Origin of the sequence: Kitasatospora sp. SolWspMP-SS2h, from assembly GCF_003259315.1 — a bacterium.
Taxonomy (GTDB): domain Bacteria; phylum Actinomycetota; class Actinomycetes; order Streptomycetales; family Streptomycetaceae; genus Kitasatospora; species Kitasatospora fiedleri.
This window is the reverse complement of the sequence record NZ_QLLT01000002.1, coordinates 332,758-348,349: the sequence shown is the minus strand read 5'-3', so window position 1 is coordinate 348,349 and position 15,592 is coordinate 332,758. Positions and strand designations below refer to the sequence as shown.

Sequence of the window (15,592 nt, the reverse complement as noted above, 5' to 3'; positions counted from 1 at the left end):
GCGGTGAGCGTACGGCACGCCACCGACGGTCACTGCGGCGGCGGGGTGCAGGGGCGCAGCAGCAGCGGCAGGACCTGGTCGCAGAGCCCGGCGAGGGCGGTGCGCTGGTCGGGGTCGAGGCTGTCGAAGGCGGCGCGGGCTCGGGTCATGTCGTCGCGGATCCGGTCGAGGACCTCGCGGCCCTGGTCGGTGATGGTGACGATCTTGACCCGGCGGTCGGCGGCGGCGGCCTCGCGGCGGGCGTAGCCGAGCGTTTCGAGGCGGTCGACGATGCCGGTGACGTTGGAGGCGTCGCAGCCGAGGCGGCCGGCCAGGGCGCGCATCGGGACGGGTTCGAGGACCGCCTTGAGCGCCTTGGCCTGGGAGGAGTTGAGGCCGTGGCGGGCCGCGGCGGCGGCGTAGTCCTGGAAGTAGGCGGTGCCGACGGCCGCGATCTGTTCCATCAGCTCGGTGGTGGAGGGTGCGGTGCCGGTGCCTGTGGTGCTGCCCATGGCGGTCAGGGTACGCCCATTCGTTTCAGCGGCTCCAGTATTGAGTCCGGCAAGTGGTTCGCGGCAGGCGGGCGGCGGGTGGACGTCCGTCGCGGCGGGTCCGCTCAGAGCACCAGCCGGTCGAACAGGTGGTGCAGTTCCGCGTCCGGGTCGGTGGTCAGCCCGGTGTGCACCGGGCCGGGCTGGACCACGGCGCTGCGCGGGGCGGTCAGCCAGCGGAAGCGCTGCCCGGCGCTGTCCCGGGCGGCCGGGCCGGCCGCCTCGCCGCCCGCGCAGACCGCCTCGATGCCGCGCAGCGCGCGCCGCACGCCGGCCGCGTCGGCCAGCGCGTCCAGGGCGAGCAGGCGGCCCTGGTCGAGGTGGGTGCGGGCGCCCAGGTACTCGGCGTGGCGGCAGTACAGCAGCACGCCGATGTTGACGCACTCGCCGCGCTCGACCCGGGGCACGGCCCGGATCAGGGCGTACTCGTAGTCGTGGGCCGGGTGTCCGGGCACGGGCAGGTCGGTCATCGGGCCGCCACCTCCGGGAGCCAGTCGCGGGGCCCGGCCAGGCGGGCGGTGAGCTGTGCGGTGTACGCGGCGCGGACCTCCGCGGGACCGGTGAAGCCGGGCTCGTCGGCCAGCCAGACGTCCGGGACGGCGGCGACCGCGGCGGGCAGCGCCCCGGCGGCGAGGTCGGCGAGGTCGGCGTCGACCAGCGGCAGGCGGCCGACGGCGTGCCGCAGCGCGTGGTCGGAGGCGTCGTAGGGCCTGCGGCGCCACTTCTCGGCGCCCGGCCAGCTGTGGTGGAAGACCAGGCTGGCGCCGTGGTCGATCAGCCGCAGCCCGCCGGCCGCGACCAGCAGGTTGGGGTTGCGCCAGGAGCGGTCGACGTTGCCGATCAGGGCGTCGAACCAGAGCACCCGGGCGGCGGTGTCCTCGTCCACCTCGAAGCAGAGCGGGTCGAAGTTCAGCGCCCCCGGGACGTACGCCATGCCGAGGTTGGTGCCGCCGCTGGCCCGCATCTGGTCCTGGATCTGCACCTCGGGCTCGCTGCGGGCCAGTACCGGGTCCAGGTCCACCAGGGCCAGTTCGGGCACCGGCAGGCCGAGCCGGCGGCCCAGCTCGCCGGCCAGCACCTCGGCCACCAGCGCCTTGCGGCCCTGGGCCGCGCCGACCCACTTCAGGACGTACAGGCGGCGGTCGTCGGCCTCGACCAGGCCGGGCATCGAACCGCCTTCGCGCAGCGGCGTCGCGTAGCGGACGGCCGTCACCTCGGAGAGCATCCGGACAGCCTAGCGGCCCGGGGCGGTGGCATGGCTCGGCGGCGGCCGGGCAGGCGTCGGGCGGGCGTTGGAGATGCACCCGCCGTTACCCCGTGCGAGTGTGGCCAACAGTCGTCCTTGCCACTCACGGACCTGCACACAGTAGGGGATGAAGATGGAACGACCTCGGATCCTGATCGTCGGCGGCGGCTTCGCCGGACTCGAGTGCGCGCGCCGCCTGGAGCGCAAGCTCGCCCCCTCCGAGGCGGAGATCTCCCTGGTCACGCCGTTCTCGTACCAGCTGTACCTGCCGCTGCTGCCGCACGTCGCGGCCGGGGTGCTGACCCCGCAGTCGGTGGCGGTCTCGCTGCGGCGCTCGCTGCGGCGCACCCACATCGTGCCGGGCGGGGCGATCGGCATCGATCCGCGCTCGAAGGTCGCCGTGGTCCGCAAGATCACCGACGAGGTGGTCGCGGAGAAGTACGACTACCTGGTGCTCGCGCCGGGCAGCGTCACCCGGACCTTCGACATCCCCGGCCTGCCGGACTACGCGCGCGGCATGAAGACGCTCGCCGAGGCCACCTACATCCGCGACCACGTGATCGCCCAGCTCGACCTGGCGTCCGCGTCGATGGACGAGAACGAGCGGGCCTCCCGGCTCCAGTTCGTGGTGGTCGGCGGCGGGTACGCGGGCACCGAGACGGCGGCCTGCCTGCAGCGGCTGACCACCGCGGCGGCCAAGCGCTACCCGCGGCTGGACCCGCAGCTGATCAAGTGGCACCTGATCGACATCGCGCCGCGGCTGATGCCCGAGCTGGGCGACAAGCTGGGCGTCACCGCGATGGAGATCCTGCGCGCGCGGGGCGTGGACGTGTCGCTGGGCGTGTCGATCGCCGAGGTCGGCCCGGAGACGGTGAAGTTCACCGACGGGCGGACCCTGCCGTGCCGGACCCTGATCTGGACGGCCGGCGTGGCCGCCTCCCCGCTGGTGGGCACGCTGGGCGCGGAGACGGTGCGCGGACGGCTGGCGGTGACGGCGGAGATGCGGGTGCCGCAGTTCGAGGGCGTCTTCGCGCTAGGCGACGCGGCGGCGGTGCCGGACCTGGCCAAGGGCGACGGGGCGGTGTGCCCGCCGACCGCGCAGCACTCGGCCCGGCAGGGCAAGAAGGTCGCCGACAACCTGGTGGCGGCGCTGCGCAACCAGCCGCTGCAGCCGTACTTCCACAAGGACCTGGGCCTGGTGGTCGACCTGGGCGGCAAGGACGCGGTGTCCAAGCCGCTGGGGATCGAGCTGCACGGCGCGCCCGCGCAGGCGGTGGCCCGCGGCTACCACGTGATGGCGATGCGCACCAACGCGGCGAAGTACCGCACGGCGGCCAACTGGCTGCTGAACGCCACCGCGGGCGACGACTTCGTCCGCACCGGCTTCCTGGCCCGCCAGCCCGCCCGGCTGCGCGACTTCGAGTACACCGACGCGTACCTGTCCCGCGACGAGGTCCGCGAGCACGCGCAGTCGCTGCTGGCCAAGGGCTGAGCCCCGGGCGCTGAGTGTTGAGCGCCCGCCGCACGGCGGAAGGCCCCGCCCGGTTCCTCCGGGTCGGGGCCTTCGCGGTGCTCAGCCCTGGCGGGCCTTGAAGCGCGGATCCCTCCGGTTGATCACGAAGGTGCGCCCGCGGCGGCGGACCACCTGCGCGCCGGGCTTGGCCTTCAGGGAGCGGAGCGAGTTTCGGACGCGCATGGCGGGGTCCTTCCCGGTCGTCTGGTCGGTGCGTCGTGCACAACCGGGACGGGACGCCCGCTATTCCTCGCGGACATGACAGCCACCGGAGGCGGTGCGGGTACGGCTCGGCGCGGCCGCGCGGGACGGCGGCCTCGATCCGGCCGGGCGGGACTGCCGGGTCGCCGCGCCGGCGCGCGAAGGCCGGGCCGTACGGGGTGCGGACCTCGGCGAGCGGGGGCCGGGGTCCGCGGGGCGCAGGCGCTCAAGGTGGACCGGCACGGGGGCGAGTCCGCTCAGGTGAGCCGGGAGCCGGCCGCGGGGGCGGCCAGGACGGCGGCGAGGTCGGCGGCGAGGGCGGTGGATTCGGCGGGGGTGAGGGTGGAGACGGTGATCCGGAGGCCGGGCGGGGAGGCGAGGCGGAAGCGGGAGCCGGGGGCGGTGACCCAGCCGCGGTGGAGCAGGGCGGCGGTGGCGGCGGTCTCGTCGGGGACGGGGACCCAGACGTTGAGTCCGCTGGCGCCGTGGGCGTGGATGCCGTGGGCGGCGAGCGCGGTGAGCAGGGCGTCGCGGCGGGCGCGGTAGACCGGGGCGGGGGCGGGCGGGTCGCGGCGCAGTGCGAGGACGGCGCGCTGGAGCAGGTGGCTGACCCAGCCCGCGTCCAGGCGCTGGCGGCCCAGGACCCGGGCGATGGTGTCGGCGTCGCCGGTGCAGACCGCGACCCGCAGGTCGGGGGCGAGCGCCTTGGCGGCGGAGCGCACCAGCGTCCAGTGCGCGACCGTCCCGGCGGCCAGGGACCGGAAGGGCTGGTCGACCATGCCGTGGCCGTGGTCGTCCTCGATCAGGACGGTCGCGGGGCGGGCGGCCAGGACGGCGCGCAGCGCGGCGGCGCGGGCCGGGGTGAGGGCGGCGCCGGTGGGGTTCTGGGCCCGGCTGGTGACGATCAGGGCGCGGGCGCCGTGGTCGAGGGCGGCGGCGGCGGGGCCGGGCAGCGGGCCCTCGTCGTCGACCGGGACGGGGACCGGGCGCAGGCCGAGCGCGGGCAGCAGGTCGAGCAGGCTGCCCCAGCCCGGATCCTCGACGGCGACGGTGTCGCCGGGGCGCAGGTGGGCCGCGAGGACCCGCGAGATGGTGTCCAACGCGCCGGAGCAGACCGCGAGTTCGCCGTCGGGGACGCCGTCGGCGCGGAACTCGGCGCGGAACCCGGCGAGCAGCCCGGGCTCGGCGACCGGCTGCCCGTACAGGACGGCGGGCCCGGCGGCCGCGGCGGCCAGCGCGGGGCCGAGCGGGGGCAGCAGGGCCGGGTCGGGGTTGCCGGCCGACAGGTCGCGGGCGCCGGGCGGGACGGGCAGCCGGGCCTGGTCCCGGGGGGCGGTGACCGGGCGGGGGCGGACCCGGCTGCCGCGCCGCCCTGCGGTCTCGATGACGCCGCGCTCGCGCAGCAGGCGGTAGGCGGCGGCCACCGTGTTGGGGTTCACGCCGAGCTCGACGGCCAGGTCGCGCAGCGGGGGCAGGGCGGCGCCCGGGGCCAACTCCCCCGCCGCGACCGCGCGTTCGACGTCGGCGGCAATCTCGCTGGCCCGCCGACCGGTGATCCGATACTCTCCTAGCACAAAGAAGATTATGCACTAGTGCAGAGGAGTTGTCATGTCGGACAGCCCCGGCGGGTCGTACACCCGCGACGGCCTCACCACCCCGACCCGCTCCAAGGAGCGCGCCGCCTGGGACGAGCAGGCGGTGCACGCGGTCCTGGACGCCGGGTACCTGTGCCACCTCGGCTTCGTCCGGGACGGCGCGCCCGTGGTGCTGCCCACGCTCTACGCCCGGGTCGGCCGCCGGCTGTACGTGCACGGCTCGACCGGCAGCCGCCCGCTGCGCGGGGCCAAGGGCGAGGAGGGCCTGCCGGTGTGCGTGACGGTGACGCACCTGGACGGGCTGGTGCTGGCCAAGTCGGCCTTCCACCACTCCGTCAACTACCGCTCGGTGGTCGCGCACGGCACCGCCCACCAGGTCACCGACCCCGCCGAGCTGCGGCTGGCGCTGGACGCGATCGTCGAGCAGGTGGTGGCGGGCCGCGCGGCCGACTGCCGGCCGGCCAACGCCAAGGAGCTGGCCGCCACCGCGGTGATCCGGCTGGAGCTGGACCGGGTCTCGGCCAAGACCCGCACCGGCGGCGTCAACGACGAGCCCGAGGACCTCGCCCTGCCGTACTGGGCGGGCGTGGTGCCGGTCGCCCCCGTCCACGGCGCGCCGCTGCCCGCCCCGCACACGGACGTCGAACTCCCGCCGTATCTCCGGGAGCCGGCGTGCTGATCCGGGGCTGGGACCGGGGCTCGGAGCGGGAGTGGCGCCGGTGGCTGGCCGCCGGGCGCGACTTCGGCACCCTGGCGGCCAACGGCCCCGACGGCCCGGTCCTCGTCCCGACACGCCCTCCTTGCCCGCCGCCGGGCAGGAGGGGCCCGCCTACTGGACGCGGACGCGGGCGAGGTGCTGCTGCACCTGGCCGCCGCCAACCCGCTGCTCGCCGCGGTGCGCGCCGACCCGCGCGTCACGCTGGCCGTCACCGATGACTACGCCTTCGCCCCCGGCCGCTGGCGCGGCGCGCCGTACACGCCGACCAGCTACTACGCGTCCGTCCAGTTCTCCTGCACCGCCGAGCTGGTGGAGGACGCGGCGGGCAAGGCCGCGATCCTCAACCGGCAGCTGGCGCACTTCCAGCCCGAGCGGCCCGGCGACCGGGTCGGGCCCGGCGGCGCGCAGTGGGCGCTGCTGACCGGCGTGCGGGGGCTGCGGCTGACGGTGCGCCGGGTGCGGGCGAAGTTCAAGTACGACGACAAGAAGCCGGTCGAGCTCCAGGCCGAGGTCGCCGAGCGGCTGGCCGAGCGCCACGCGGCCACCGGCAACCCGCAGGACGCCGGGGCGCGGGCGCAGTTGCTGCGGCGGATGGCGGTACGGACGGCCGGTCCCGACCGTTCGTCGGACTGACGGATCGTCCGTTCCGGGCGTGTCGAACGCGTACCGCGGGGTAGCCGCTGATCGAATTACCTCCGGATATTTCCGCCTGAAACGGGCGGAACGGGATGTAGGGAGAGAACACTGGCTACCCACTCCGCCGCCAGGGACGAACACCTCGGCCATGTGGTGTTCATCTCCGCAGCCGCCGCGATGGGCGGCTTCCTGTTCGGCTACGACAGCGCGGTGATCAACGGTGCGGTCACCGGCATCCAGAAGCACTTCGGCGTCGGCAACGGCGAGACCGCGTTCGTGGTCGCCATCGCCCTGCTCGGCTCGGCGGTCGGCGCGGTGGTCGCCGGCTGGCTGGCCGACCACTACGGCCGGGTGCGCACCATGCTGCTGGCCGCCGTCCTGTTCGCGATCAGCGGCGTCGGCTCGATGTTCCCGCCCAGCATCGAGGTGCTCGGCGTGTGGCGCGTGCTCGGCGGCATCGCCATCGGCATCGCCTCGGTGATCGCCCCCACCTACATCGCCGAGGTCGCGCCGACCGCCTACCGGGGCCGGCTGGCCTCCTTCCAGCAGATGGCCATCGTGCTCGGCATCACCGTCTCGCAGCTCGCCAACTGGGGGCTCAACCAGGCCGCCGACGGCGAGTCCACCAACCACCTGGCGGGCGTCCAGGCCTGGCAGTGGATGCTCGGCGTGGAGGCCGTGCCCGCGATCGTCTACGGGCTGATGGCGCTGTCCATCCCCGAGTCGCCGCGCTACCTGATCGCCAACAACCGGGAGGCGCAGGCCCGCAAGGTGCTGGCCGAGGTCGAGGGCTCCGGCGTCGACCTGGACGCCCGGATGGCGGAGATCAGCCGGGTGCTCAACACCGAGCACAAGCCCCGCCTGAAGGACCTGCTGGGCGGGCGGTTCGGACTGCTGCCGATCGTCTGGATCGGCATCGGCGCCTCGGTGTTCCAGCAGTTCGTCGGCATCAACGTGATCTTCTACTACTCGTCGTTCCTGTGGCAGTCGGTCGGCATCGACGAGTCCAACTCGCTGCTGATCTCGCTCTCCACCTCGATCGTCAACGTGGTCGGCACCGTGGTCGCGATGCTGCTGGTCGACCGGATCGGCCGCAAGCCGCTGGCGCTGGCCGGCTCCGCGGGCATGGCCGTCGCCCTCGCGGTCGCCGCCTGGGCGTTCTCCTTCCGGCACGGCACCGGCGACAGCGCGACCCTGGACGACGCGTACGCCACCACCGCGCTGGTCGCCGCGCACGTCTTCGTGTTCTGCTTCGCCTTCTCCTGGGGCGTGGTGGTCTGGGTGCTGCTCGGCGAGATGTTCCCCAACCGGATCCGGGCGCTGGCCCTGTCGGTGGCCGCCTCCGCGCAGTGGATCGCCAACTGGGCGATCACCGTCACCTTCCCCAACCTCTCCGACTGGAACCTGTCGGCGACGTACGTCATCTACGCCTGCTTCGCGCTGCTCTCCATCCCGTTCGTGGCCTTCTTCATCAAGGAGACCAAGGGCAAGGCCCTGGAGGAGATGGGCTGAACGGAACCGGTCGGCCTGCCGACCGGACGACCGGACGACCGGACGACCGACGGCGGGTGGCGGGTGGCGGGGACGGCCGCCGCCACCCGCCCCGGCGTCCTGGTCGTCCAGGAGTGGTGGGGCCTCACCCGGCACGTCGCCGAGCTCACCGACCGCCTCGCACCGACCAGCCTCGTCCGGGGACAGCGGGGCCGGGGCCGCGGCGTGCGGCTCCGGTTGGGCGGGGGGTTGCGCGGGTGGGTTTCGCCGGTGGGAAAAGTGCTGGACAGCGGGGGTGCGGCGGGGGCATCTTCGGGCGGTGGGATTCCTCGATCCGGCCTGGGCGGGCCGCAATTACCGTGTTCAGACCGTTGCGGCGGTGGTGAGCGGGCTCGGCAACGCCGCGGCGCCGATCGCCACCGCGTTCGCCGTGCTGCACTCCGGGGCCGGGTGGGGCAGTGCCGAGGTGGGGTACGTGACGGCGGCCCGGACGGTGCCGCTGGTGGTGCTGCTGCTGGTGGGCGGGGCGGTCGCGGACCGGTTGCCGCGGCATCTGGTGATGGTCGGGGCGAATGTGTTCAACGCCGGTTCGCAGGCGGTGCTGGCAGCGCTGGTGCTGCTGGGGCAGCCGGGTCTGTGGGCGCTGATGGCGCTCTCGGCGGCGGGCGGGGCCGGGCAGGCGTTCTACGCGCCGGCCGCGGAGGGCGTGATCCTGCGGGCGGTGCCGGCGGAGCACGCCGCGAAGGCATTCTCGGTGTTCAAGATGGCGGTGAACGGCGCGTCGATCGCCGGTGCGGCGTTCGGCGGCGTGCTGGTCGCGGCGGTCGGCCCCGGCTGGGTGCTGGCGGGCGACGCGGCGTGCTTCGCCGTCGCGGCGGCGCTGCGGGCCGGCCTGGAGCAGGTGGCCGCCGACCGGGGGCCTGCCGGTCCCGGGCTGGTGCACGAACTGCGGGTCGGCTGGCGGGAGTTCCGCGCCCGGCGGTGGCTGTGGGCGGTCGTGGTGCAGTTCGGGGTGACGAACGCCTGCGTGCTCGCGGTGGAGGCGGTGTACGGGCCGGTGGTGGCCGAGGACCGGATGGGCGGCGCCGGGGCGTGGGGCGCGGCGATGGCGGCGCTGAGCGTCGGCATGCTGGCGGCGGGCCCGCTGATGACGCGTTGGCAGCCGCGCCGGCTGCTGCTGGTGGGCAACGGCGGGGTGTTCCTGTTCGGGCTGCCGCCGCTGGCGCTGGCGCTGGGGTGGCCGCTGGTGCCGGTGGCGGTGGCGATGTTCCTGGCGGGGGCGGGCACCACGGTGTTCATCGTGGGCTGGATGGTGACGTTGCAGCAGGAGGTGCCGGAGGAGCTGCTGTCCCGGATGTCGGCGTACGACGCGTTCGGCTCGTTCGCGCTGCTGCCGCTGGGCAGTGCGCTGGCCGGTCCGGCCGCGGCGGCGTTCGGCCTGTCCGGGGCGCTGTGGGGGTGCGCGCTGGTCTGCGCGGCGCTGGCCGGGCTGGTGCTGCTGGTGCCGGAGGTGCGGCGGTTGGAGCGGGCGGTCGCCGGGCCGGCGTCCCGCGTACCGGAACCGGAACCGGTCACTTCCGGGTGACAGCCGCTGACAGCTTGCAACCTCCCGGGGCCGCGCTTCGTCCGACCAGGTAACTGGCCGCGACCCCCGGGGAGACCGCCGCATGGGCAAGCCACTGCTGTACCTGGACGTCGACGGGGTGCTGAACCCGGTGTTCCCGTCCCCCGACGACGACTTCGACGCCCACACCCTGCTGGGCTACTCCGTCCTGCTGTCACCTCGCCACGGCGACTGGCTGCGCGAACTGGCCGACCGGTACGAGCTCGTCTGGGCCACCACCTGGGAGGAGCGGGCCAACGAGCACATCGCCCCGCTGCTCGGGCTGCCCGAGCTGCCGGTGGTGGTGTTCAGCGGGTACGTGCCGCGGCCCGGCGACCCCCGGGTGCCGCTGATGGAGCTGTTCTCGGCCGCCAAGTGGGCGCCGATCCTGCGGCACGCGCAGGGCCGCCCGTTCGCCTGGGTGGACGACTGCATCCCGCCGCGGCTGGTGCGGCGCAGCGTGCTGCGGGCGGACCGGCTGCTGCTGCCGGTCGATCCGGCGCAGGGCTTGCAGCGCGAGCACGTGGAGCGGCTGCTGCGGCGCCCGCCCTCGCGGGCCTGGCCGAACCCGTGGGCCTGCTGAGGCCCGGACGCCGGAGCACCCGGACGCCGGAGCACCGGAGAACGTCGGCGTGGTTCAGCCCCGGGGCGGTTCCGGACGGTCGGCGGCCGGACGGTCGACGGCTTTGGCGTCGACGGCCTTGGCGTCGGGGGCCGGGGTGTCATCGGCGATCTCGACCCAGACCCGCTCCCAGCGGGCGTTGTCGCTGTGGCCGAAGCGGTCGCCGAGGCTGAGGACGCGCAGCACGGCCAGGGTCTGGGTGCGGTCGGGGTGCTCGCCGACCCCGACGGAGAGCCGGGTGGCGCCGGTGCGGGTGCGGTCGACCACCGGCGGGCGGCCGGTGAGCTTGTGCAGGGCGTCCGCCACCCGGCTCACCCGATCGCCGTGCCGGCTCGATTGTCCGTCCATCTGCCGCTCCCCCGTTCCGCGTAGCCGTGCTCGTCGGCACCACCCTACCGCCGCGCGGTGACGGTGCGTCAGGTATCGGGTCAGGGAGCGTAGCGGCGGGGGGCGGGGGGCGGTCGGGTCAGGGCAGCCAGCTGACGTGGCCGGCCAGCAGGGCGTAGCCGACGAAGGCGGTGGTGTCGATCAGGGCGTGCGCGGCGACCAGCGGGCCGACCCGCTGCCAGCGGCGGTAGAGCAGGCAGAAGACCACGCCCATCACCATGTTGCCGACCAGGCCGCCGACGCCCTGGTAGAGGTGGTAGGAACCGCGCAGCACCGAGCTGGCGGCGATCGCCGCGGGCAGGCCCCAGCCGAGTTGGTGCAGCCGGCGCAGCAGGTAGCCGACCACCACGACCTCCTCCAGGACGGCGTTCTGCCAGGCGGAGGCGACCAGGACCGGGATCCGCCACCAGACGTCGGGCAGGCCGGAGGGGGCGACGGTGAGGTTGAACCCGGCGGCCTGGGCGCCGAGGTAGAGGGCCAGGCCGGAACCGCCGATGCAGGCCGCGACCACCGCGCCGCGGCCGAGGTCGGAGAGCTTGCGGGTCAGGTCGAAGCCGAGGACGCGCAGCGCGGCGCCCTCGCGGACCAGCAGGTAGCCGACCAGGACGACGGGCATCAGGCCGCGGGCGACGTAGTAGAGCTGCCAGGCCAGGTCGAGCCAGGGGCGGCCGGGGGCGCGGGAGGCGTTGAGGGTGGCGACCTGGCTGCCGAGCGCGGCGGGTTCGGTGAGCGAGCCGGCGAAGCTGATCAGCGAGCTGATGCCGCTGGCGCCGAGGGAGAGGCCGAGGACGATCAGCAGTTCGACGGCGAGCAGCCGGCGCGAGGGGGTCTGGGGCGTGGTGGCGGGCTCGGCCGAGGTGGTGGTCACGGTTCTCCCGGGGGCGGACGATCGGCCCGGGGCGTGCTGCCGCCCCGGGCCGATCATCCTTTCACAGGAAGATGAGGCTCCCGTGAAACACCGCCGCGCGGGCCGGCCGGGCCGGGGCCGGGCCGCCGGGGCCGGGCCGCCGGGGCCCGGGTCAGGCGACCGGCCAGGTGTGCACCGGTTCGCCGGTGCGCATGCACTCGATGTAGCGGCGGGTCATCGCGGCGATCGCCTCGTTCGGGCCGAGGCCGTGGTGCTCGCGCAGCCGGTGGACGGTGGCGGCCTGCCAGGCGGCGCCGTTGGTGCGGCGCAGGCAGCGCTGCTCGATGATGCCGAGGTAGCGGTCCCGGTCGCGGGGCTCGATGCCCCACTCGTCCAGGCCCTGGTGGGCGAGCGGCAGCAGTTCGTTCAGCACCAGGTCGGTGGCCGGGAGTTCGACCCCGCCCCGGGCGCCGCGGCCGCTGCGGGGCCACCACTGGACGGCGTCGATGCCGTGCCGGGCGCCGTTCTGGAAATTCTGGTCGGCCCGCTCGAAGGGGAGCCTGGTCCAGATCGGGCGGGGCTGTTCGGCCAGCGCCCGGACCAGGCCGTAGTAGAAGGCGGCGTTGGCCAGGGTGTCGACGACGGTCGGGCCGGCGGGGAGGCAGCGGTTCTCCACCCGCAGGTGGGCGACGCCGTCGGAGACGTCGTACACGGGGCGGTTCCAGCGGTAGACGGTGCCGTTGTGCAGCCGCATCTCGCCGAGCCGGGGGACGCCGCCGGAGGCCAGCACCTTGACCGGGTCCTCGTCGTCGCAGATCGGCAGCAGGGCCGGGAAGTACCGGAGGTTCTCGGCGAACAGGTCGAGCGCGGAGTCGATCCAGCGCTCCCCGAACCAGGTGATGGGGCGCACGCCCTGCGCCTTGAGCTCGGCCGAGCGGGTGTCGCACGCCTGCTGGAACAGCACCGGGCGGGTCTCGCGCCACAGCTCGCGGCCGAACAGGAACGGGGAGTTGGCGCCGAGCGCGAGCTGCGCGCCGCAGATCGCCTGGGCCGCGTTCCACACCGAGGCGAACCGGGCGGGGGTGACCTGGAGGTGGAGCTGCAGCGAGGTGGCGGCGGCCTCGGCGACCATCGACACCGAGTCGACGGCCAGGCGCTCCACCCCGTCGATGTCGAGCGCGATGTCCTCGCCGCGGGCGGCCATGATCTGGTCGCTGAGCAGGCTGTAGCGGTTGTTGCGGCTCATCGCGTCCAGCCCGGCGTGTTCGAGGCCGAGGGTCGGCAGGATGCCGACCATCACGATCCGGGCGCCCGCGTCGGCGGCCCGGCGGTCGGCGTAGCGCAGGCCGGTGTCGAGCTCCTCGCGCAGGTCCTCGAACACGTGGCCGCCCAGGCGGCGCGCGGCCACGTTGACCTCGATGTTGAACCGGCCCAGCTCGGTCTGGAAGTCGGGGGAGGAGATCGCCTCCAGCACCCGCTCGTTGCCGAGCACCGGGAGCCCCCGTTCGTCGGCCAGGTTCAGCTCGATCTCCAGGCCCATCATCGCCTTCGGCCGGTCGAACCGCTCCTCCCTGAGCATCCGCCCCAGCACGTCCAGGCAGGACTGGAGCTTGCGGCGGTACAGCTGCCGGTCGGCCAGCTCCGCCCGGGTCGCCACGACCTTCTCACCCACGGGTGCCTTCCCTCCTCTCGGTCGACAGTGCCTGAGCATCATGCCCCGGTCGAAGATCGATAGCCCACGATGCGAACACCCGCGCGAGACAGTGATCCTGACGTTCCGTCAGTGATTTCCCGACTTGAACCGGGCAACTGAACGTGATATGAAGGTCACCCTGCGCGCCTGTTCGAATGGAATTCGCACGCCGCTCAGGCCCGGTCCAGGCCGTCCGAGTCACCCCCGATGCCGAGGGATCTCGTCGACGACCCGCCCACCCACTCGGCGCCCCGCGCACAACCGGACACGGCCAGACCTCCCTCACGTCGGTGCCGTGCCGGTATGCCGCAACGGCACGCCGATCTCGCACGGAGAGGCGACTCAGCCATGACCCTGCACCTGCCCCAGCCCCCGGTCGGCGCACTGCGCGCCGCGCTCTCCGCCCTCGCCCCCGCGGAGGCGGCGGTGCCACCCTCGGCCGCCGTGCCACCGCACGGCGCCGGCCGCCTCCGCCCCCTGCTCGCCCTGCCCGTCCACGCCCTGCACGGGCCCGCGCCCCGGCTGGCCGGGGCCGACCGCACGGGCTGGCGCTTCCTGCTGAGCGCGAGCACCGCCGACGACGCGGCGCCCGCACCCTGCGGACACGGCGGCTGCACGGCCGTAGCCACCGGCGGTGGCGACCGGCGCACGGAGCGCGGGCCGCTGGCCGTCGGGGAGTTCACCGGGGACGGGCTGGAGGAGGTGGTGGCCGCCGCCGAGGTGGTCGACGGCGCCGACGGCCCGGTCTTCTCCCACCTGAGCGCCGGCCCGTTCCTCGACTCCACCGTGCGGGCGCTGAGCCAGGCCTGGCAGCTCACCCACGGCACGCCCGCGCGGTACGAGCCCCGGCTGCTGTCGCTGCCCGAGCACTACGCCTCGGCGCTGTGGCTGCACGGCGGCCAGCCCGGGGAGGACCTGCTGATCCCGCTGGCCCCGGCCCCGCTCGGGGTGGCCGCGCACCAGGCGCTGCCCGCCGCCGAGCTGCTGGCCCGGCTGGAGCGCTCACCCGCGGCCCGGCCGACCGCGCTGATCGGTTGATCGCACCGATCGCACCGATCGCATCGATTGCGTTGATCGGGTGGACCGCGCCGCCGGGGTCGGCGGGCCCGGCGGCCGGTTGACAACTCCCGGAAATGGACCCGCACCACCCGGACGGGCCATGCCGCACTGATCCGATCGGATCGGGCCGGCATGGCCCGTCCGTGCGTGGACCGGGTCGGCCGCCACCCGCTCGGGTGATCTCGCGGGTTCTTCTGTGGCGCATGTCACCAAATGGCTGCGCGAGCGCCCGCGGAGCCGGACACTGGTGTCGGTCGGGTCGCGGACCCATCGTCCTACCCGGCTGACGCCGGTTCACACCTGAACCGGCCCAGATTTTCAGCGAAGCGAGGTACAAGGATGTGCCAGCACCGAACCGAGTGTCCGCCCGCCGACTCGGCGGACCGGGAGGCGGCCGTTCCGGTCGCCCGCCACCCCGAGCAGGGCTGGAGCCTGCTCTGCAACGGGGTGCTGCTGTTCGACGACACCGGCGAGCTGCTGCCGGACGGCCGGGTGATCGCCCCGCGCCGGAGCCTGCTGATCGCCGCCTGAACCTCCCGCTCCCCCGCGCTTCCCCGCCCCGCGCTCTCCCCTCTCGCGCGAATCCCGCCCGGTGCCCGTCCGGAGTCCGCACCCCTCCGGACGGGCACCGTTGCGTCAGGAGCCGCCGTGCGGGCGGTCGGCGGGCGTCGCGGGGTCGTACCAGAAGCCGGTCATCGGGGAGCGCGACGTCCAGCCGAGGCTGGTGTAGAGGGCGCGGCCCTCAGTGGTGCCGACCAGCACGGCGGTGCGCGCGCCGGCCGCGTGCGCCTCGTTCTGCAGGGTGCGCATCAGGAGCGAGCCGAGGCCGCGGCGGCGGTGCTCGGGGGCGGTCTCGATCTGGTCGGCGACGGCGAGCAGCGGGGCGTCGACCCGGCCGCCGAGCGGGGTGGCGGGGGCCAGGCCGACCTGGCCGCGGGCGGCGAAGGCGCCGTCGGCGGTGCGGACCAGGGCGCGGACGGTGCCGCCGCGGCTCCAGGTGGTGATCCGGTAGCCGGCCGGGACGGCGGGCCGCTCGGGGCGCAGGTGAACGGTCATCAGGTGGCCGGGGGCGTCCTGGTGCCAGCCGGGGCCGATCCAGGGCAGGACCCGCTCCTCCTCGGCGAACAGCTTGAGCCACGTCCAGGGGGCGGCGGCCTCGCCGAGCTTGCGGACGTCCGCCTCGGCGGGGGCGGGCAGCACGTGGCGCCGCACGTGGCGGGCCTGGCCGACGTCGATGCTCCAGCCCCAGGGCTCGGGGGCGGGGTCGGCGGCGCCGCGGGAGACCGTCCAGCCGCTGACCCAGGCCCGGACGAGTTCGGGGAGGGTGGCGTCCTCGGACATGCTGCACTCCAGATTCGGTAAGGGTTGATATCGGCCTGCGAAGCTTACACCGGACGGGGCGGGCCGGTCATCCGGTCATCCGCGGCACCCTCGCCAAGATGTCTGTACAG

Annotated in this window: 17 protein-coding genes; 8 read left to right on the top strand and 9 right to left on the bottom strand. The window is 74.7% G+C overall.

Going from position 1 to position 15,592, the window contains the following annotated elements; genetic code table 11:
* Window positions 1-29: 29 nt before the first annotated feature.
* From K353_RS03775 to K353_RS03765, 3 genes are all read right to left on the bottom strand, one after another.
* Window positions 30-491: a MarR family winged helix-turn-helix transcriptional regulator gene (locus K353_RS03775; protein WP_111552102.1), complete on the bottom strand. Its 462-nt coding sequence runs from the start codon at window positions 489-491 to the stop codon at window positions 30-32.
* A gap of 104 nt (window positions 492-595) precedes the next feature.
* Entirely contained in the window at window positions 596-1,000 is a 405-nt protein-coding gene (locus K353_RS03770; protein WP_111552101.1) for a DUF3037 domain-containing protein, read from the bottom strand.
* Entirely contained in the window at window positions 997-1,755 is a 759-nt protein-coding gene (locus K353_RS03765; protein WP_111552100.1) for a HipA family kinase, read from the bottom strand. The genes K353_RS03770 and K353_RS03765 overlap by 4 nt, the downstream gene beginning before the upstream one ends.
* A gap of 154 nt (window positions 1,756-1,909) precedes the next feature.
* Here K353_RS03765 and K353_RS03760 point away from each other — a divergent pair, with 154 nt between their 5' ends.
* The gene (locus tag K353_RS03760; RefSeq protein ID WP_111552183.1) at window positions 1,910-3,268 is read left to right on the top strand and encodes an NAD(P)/FAD-dependent oxidoreductase; all 1,359 of its coding nucleotides are present in this window, start codon (window positions 1,910-1,912) and stop codon (window positions 3,266-3,268) included.
* An 81-nt stretch (window positions 3,269-3,349) separates the two neighbouring features.
* Here the strand turns inward: K353_RS03760 and ykgO are convergent, their stop codons facing one another.
* Together ykgO and K353_RS03750 are read right to left on the bottom strand one after the other, a co-directional pair.
* Complete coding sequence (gene ykgO / locus K353_RS03755; RefSeq protein ID WP_111552099.1) at window positions 3,350-3,472, bottom strand: type B 50S ribosomal protein L36; 123 nt, start codon at window positions 3,470-3,472, stop codon at window positions 3,350-3,352.
* A gap of 275 nt (window positions 3,473-3,747) precedes the next feature.
* Entirely contained in the window at window positions 3,748-5,064 is a 1,317-nt protein-coding gene (locus tag K353_RS03750) for an aminotransferase class I/II-fold pyridoxal phosphate-dependent enzyme (RefSeq protein ID WP_111552098.1), read from the bottom strand.
* Between the two features lie 34 nt (window positions 5,065-5,098).
* On the opposite strand from K353_RS03750, the gene K353_RS03745 reads away from it, so the two are divergent.
* From K353_RS03745 to K353_RS03725, 5 genes are all read left to right on the top strand, one after another.
* Complete coding sequence (locus K353_RS03745; protein WP_111552097.1) at window positions 5,099-5,764, top strand: pyridoxamine 5'-phosphate oxidase family protein; 666 nt, start codon at window positions 5,099-5,101, stop codon at window positions 5,762-5,764.
* A gap of 174 nt (window positions 5,765-5,938) precedes the next feature.
* The gene (locus K353_RS03740) at window positions 5,939-6,436 is read left to right on the top strand and encodes an FMN-binding negative transcriptional regulator (RefSeq protein WP_233533341.1); all 498 of its coding nucleotides are present in this window, start codon (window positions 5,939-5,941) and stop codon (window positions 6,434-6,436) included.
* Window positions 6,437-6,589: 153 nt separating this feature from the next.
* On the top strand, window positions 6,590-7,951 hold the full coding sequence (locus tag K353_RS03735; RefSeq protein ID WP_233533340.1) for a sugar porter family MFS transporter: 1,362 nt from the start codon (window positions 6,590-6,592) through the stop codon (window positions 7,949-7,951).
* Between the two features lie 274 nt (window positions 7,952-8,225).
* A complete protein-coding gene (locus K353_RS03730; protein WP_370447552.1) occupies window positions 8,226-9,515 on the top strand; it encodes an MFS transporter in 1,290 nt (429 codons plus the stop codon).
* A gap of 82 nt (window positions 9,516-9,597) precedes the next feature.
* A complete protein-coding gene (locus tag K353_RS03725; RefSeq protein ID WP_111552094.1) occupies window positions 9,598-10,116 on the top strand; it encodes an HAD domain-containing protein in 519 nt (172 codons plus the stop codon).
* Window positions 10,117-10,170: 54 nt separating this feature from the next.
* Here K353_RS03725 and K353_RS03720 read toward each other — a convergent pair whose 3' ends face one another.
* The 3 genes from K353_RS03720 to K353_RS03710 form a co-directional block, all read right to left on the bottom strand.
* The gene (locus K353_RS03720; protein ID WP_233533338.1) at window positions 10,171-10,503 is read right to left on the bottom strand and encodes a hypothetical protein; all 333 of its coding nucleotides are present in this window, start codon (window positions 10,501-10,503) and stop codon (window positions 10,171-10,173) included.
* Window positions 10,504-10,621: 118 nt separating this feature from the next.
* On the bottom strand, window positions 10,622-11,410 hold the full coding sequence (locus tag K353_RS03715) for a CPBP family intramembrane glutamic endopeptidase (protein ID WP_233533337.1): 789 nt from the start codon (window positions 11,408-11,410) through the stop codon (window positions 10,622-10,624).
* Window positions 11,411-11,561: 151 nt separating this feature from the next.
* Window positions 11,562-13,061 carry a glutamate--cysteine ligase gene (locus tag K353_RS03710; protein WP_111552092.1) on the bottom strand — a complete coding sequence of 500 codons (1,500 nt, stop codon included), beginning with the start codon at window positions 13,059-13,061 and terminating at the stop codon, window positions 11,562-11,564.
* Window positions 13,062-13,430: 369 nt separating this feature from the next.
* Here K353_RS03710 and K353_RS03705 point away from each other — a divergent pair, with 369 nt between their 5' ends.
* On the top strand, window positions 13,431-14,120 hold the full coding sequence (locus K353_RS03705) for a hypothetical protein (RefSeq protein WP_111552091.1): 690 nt from the start codon (window positions 13,431-13,433) through the stop codon (window positions 14,118-14,120).
* Between the two features lie 360 nt (window positions 14,121-14,480).
* A complete protein-coding gene (locus K353_RS03700) occupies window positions 14,481-14,672 on the top strand; it encodes a DUF5999 family protein (protein ID WP_100839244.1) in 192 nt (63 codons plus the stop codon).
* Between the two features lie 105 nt (window positions 14,673-14,777).
* On the opposite strand, the gene K353_RS03695 is transcribed toward K353_RS03700, so the two are convergent.
* A complete protein-coding gene (locus K353_RS03695; RefSeq protein WP_111552090.1) occupies window positions 14,778-15,482 on the bottom strand; it encodes a GNAT family N-acetyltransferase in 705 nt (234 codons plus the stop codon).
* Window positions 15,483-15,592: the final 110 nt, after the last annotated feature.